Origin of the sequence: Desulfovibrio sp. 1214_IL3152 (assembly GCF_036763055.1) — a bacterium.
Taxonomy (GTDB): domain Bacteria; phylum Desulfobacterota; class Desulfovibrionia; order Desulfovibrionales; family Desulfovibrionaceae; genus Desulfovibrio.
Genome location: NZ_JBAIYW010000235.1, coordinates 1 through 3,205, shown reverse-complemented (window position 1 = coordinate 3,205; position 3,205 = coordinate 1). Strand labels below are relative to the sequence as shown.

Genomic DNA, 3,205 nt, shown 5'->3' with positions numbered 1-3,205 from the left:
TGCCCGTGGGGGTTGCGGAACTGGCTGTCACGCATGCCCAGGGCCTGGGCCTTGGCGTTCATCATGGCGACAAAAGCCGGGGTCGAGCCGCCCACAGCTTCCGCCACGGCCATGCTGGCATCGTTGCCTGAAGACACGGCCATGCCCATGAGCAACTGCTCAAGGCTCACCACGTCATTTTCCCGCAGTCCCATACGCGAACCGCCGGTTCCGGCGGCCACTCGACTGACAGTTATGGATTTGTCCAGGCTGAGCTTGCCCTGGTTCACGCTGTCCAGCGCCAGAAACATCGAGAGCACCTTGGTCAGCGATGCCGGGGCAATGCGCTGGTCGGCATTTTGCTCAAAAAGAATGACGTTGTGGTCCAGATCATACAGGATTGCGGAACTGGTTTCCAGAAAGCCGTGCTCAGGAATGGGCGGAGCCGCCTGAGAGGGGCCGGGACGCATAAGGCAGGCCAGCAGCAGAAAAACAAGGGAGTACGCGGACACATTGAGGAAATTGAGCCTCTTGTGACGGTAACGGCTGGGCATGGTGCGTCCTTGGGCTTGGCCTGACGGAAGCGCAGGGCAGACCACGCGGGCTGATCTGGGTCGCGGGTCAGGCAAGCATATGAAGAGAAAGTTTAGAATTTTACTAAAATACCTCTGGCCTGTGTACTAAAGTTGCCCCGTCATGGCAAGAGTTTGCGGGTGCGACAGGCTCGTGAGCAGGGGCAGTTTTGGGAATTTTTTTGCCCGACAGGCTGCGCAAAAAATTTTCTGACGCCGGTCAGCGGCAGCGTATGCAGTGAGGGTGACATTTTGTGGCGAATACTTTTGCAAGAATGCGTCTGCCTGTGCTTGGCGTTGCGCGCGGTTTGCGGCTACGGCTGCAGCAAATTTTCTTCATGCTCCCGCAAAAAAATCCATAAGAAATCCATAAAAATCCGGCCCGTCCTTGCATGGCAAAAACGGGCCGGAACTGTGGCACGGAGCCAGAGCCGTTTCACTTTGAAGTTGCTCTGGCGGCTGCGTGAGCAGTCGCCCGCCGCAAAGATGCCAGCGCAGTTTACTTGCGCGGTTAAGCATCGAAGCGAGCGTGTCTTAAACTTTGAGAATGTACATTCTCAAAGTTAATCTGCTCTAGACAGTGTCGTCACGAGCGCCTTTCCCGGTATCTCTGCGTCGAACTTCGCCTTTTATTCCGGTCGAGTACCATAAGAGTACACTCCCTGCATAAAAGGCTCGTTCTCCTTGAGATACCAAGGAAATTCATCTCGTGACGACACTGTCTAGAGCATTTAACACTTGAAATGCTCGCTTACGGCAGGCAAAAGCCTGCCTTCTCGCATTTCGTGGCAAGGATTTTCAAGAAAATCCTTGCAGAGCAGTTAACTCATTTCATTCGTTAACTGCTCTAAACAGTTTGCGTGGGGCGGCGTGCCTTGATCAGGGCGCTGCGCGGCTTGCGGAGGCGAAGCGGCACTGCGCCTGGTAGTACCTGGCCTGTCTGCTGTTTCGCGTCCGTAGCATTCGTAGCATCCGTTGCATTCGCGCAGCAGGGCTTCGTGGTGTTGCTTGCCTCAGTTGTCGCCATCCATGCGGAAGTCCACGCGGATTTTGAACAGTTTTGTGGCGGGCAGGTTGAGAATGGGTACGCCCGTTGCCTGGGTAATGCCGTCAAGGATGGCCTGTGTTTCTTCCCGCGACGGGCTTATGAGGGTAAACCAGATATTGTAATCGTGTTCGCGCAGATAGTTGTGGGTCACGCCCGGCTTGGCGTTAACCTCGGCCACAAAGGCGTCCATTTTATCCTGGGGAACCTTGGCCGCACACAGGGTGGACACAAAGCCCAGCTTGGCGGACTGAAAGTTGGCCCCGAGCCGTCTGATGATTTTGCGGGCCTTGAGGTCGCGTACGCGGTCGAGCACTTCCTGCTCGTCCAGGCCCAGGCGCTGCCCCAGTTCCGCGTAAGGGCGCGGCGACAGGGGAAAGTCCGTCTGGATGATGTCCAGCAGCTGTCTGTCCACGCTGTCCAGTGCGGCAAGAGTGGCGTTGGCCTGCTTTGTGGGGTGGCTGGCGGCGGATGTTTGCGTGGTCATTATTTTTTCTCCCCGGACGTGCCGTCGCGGCCTTTTTTACGCATTTTGGCCGGAATATAGGTGCACAGCGGCTCTTCGCCCATATGGTCGCCGTCCATGCTGTGAGCGCGGGCGCGGCAGCCGCCGCAGACCTTGTGATATTCGCACTCGCCGCATTTTCCCGTGTAGCAGGACTGGTCGCGGAACTGCAAAAAGTGTTTGCTTTCGCGCCAGATTTTGGGGAAGGGCGTTTGGCGTATATTGCCGCAATCAAGTTCCAGATAGCCGCATGGCTGCACCTGGCCCACATGGCTGATAAAACAGAAGCCCGTGCCGCCGAGGCAGCCGCGCGTGAGGGCGTCCATGCCGAAGTTTTCGGGGGTGACGCTCATGCCCTCCTCTTTGGCCCGCTGGCGCATGATGCGGTAATAGTGCGGCGCGCAGGTGGCCTTGAGGTGCATCTTGGTGGTTTTGCGAAAATCGTACAGCCAATGCAGCACGTCTTCGTATTCCTGGGCCGTGATCACCTGATCGGCCAGGCCCGCGGCCCGGCCCATAGGAACCAGAAGAAAGATATGCCAGGCCGCCGCGCCGATGCGCTCGCACAGTTCAAATATCTTTTTGAAGCTTGTGAGGTTGTTGCGCGTGACCGTGGTATTGATCTGAAACGGTACGCCAGCGGCCTTGAGATACTCGATGCCGCGCATGGAGGCTTCAAACGCGCCGGGAACCCCGCGAAAACTGTCATGACTGGCCGCATCCGCCCCGTCAATGGAGATGGAGCAGCGGTTGACGCCCGCAGCTTTGATTTTTTGCGCGCTTTCCGGCGTGATAAGGGTTCCGTTGGGCGAAAAGGCGCACGGCAGGCCCTTGCTGTGGGCATAAGCCACCAGGTCATACACATCGGGGCGCATCATCGGGTCGCCGCCGGTGAAGATGATGATGGGCCTGCCCACCTCGGTGAAGGTGTCAATAAGGGCCTTGGCTTCGGTCGTGGAAAGCTCGCCGGGATACGGCTCGGGATGGGCCTCGGCGCGGCAGTGCTTACAGGCCAGATTGCAGGAGCGCGTAACTTCCCAGGCAATGAGGCGGCAGGCGGGGCTGCCGTCTTCAAGGGTGCGCAGGGGGGCGCTCATGCCGTGG

The 3,205-nt window shown here is 58.0% G+C and carries 3 protein-coding genes; all 3 read right to left on the bottom strand.

Going from position 1 to position 3,205, the window contains the following annotated elements; translation table 11 throughout:
- Nucleotides 1-533: D-alanyl-D-alanine carboxypeptidase family protein (locus tag V6C07_RS04985; protein WP_333535261.1), on the bottom strand; the 533-nt coding region annotated here is incomplete at its 3' end.
- Between the two features lie 1,031 nt (nt 534-1,564).
- Complete coding sequence (ahbA, locus tag V6C07_RS04980) at nt 1,565-2,083, bottom strand: siroheme decarboxylase subunit alpha (protein WP_333535260.1); 519 nt, start codon at nt 2,081-2,083, stop codon at nt 1,565-1,567.
- Nucleotides 2,083-3,198, bottom strand: a complete 1,116-nt coding sequence (ahbD, locus tag V6C07_RS04975) for a heme b synthase (RefSeq protein WP_333535262.1) — start codon at nt 3,196-3,198, stop codon at nt 2,083-2,085. The genes ahbA and ahbD overlap by 1 nt, the downstream gene beginning before the upstream one ends.
- Nucleotides 3,199-3,205 lie beyond the last annotated feature (7 nt).

Bases quoted from the DNA above. Each gene is read 5' to 3' on its own strand.
- ahbA (WP_333535260.1), bottom strand. From the start codon at position 2,083: ATGACCACGCAAACATCCGCCGCCAGCCACCCCACAAAGCAGGCCAAC.
- ahbD (WP_333535262.1), bottom strand. From the start codon at position 3,198: ATGAGCGCCCCCCTGCGCACCCTTGAAGACGGCAGCCCCGCCTGCCGC.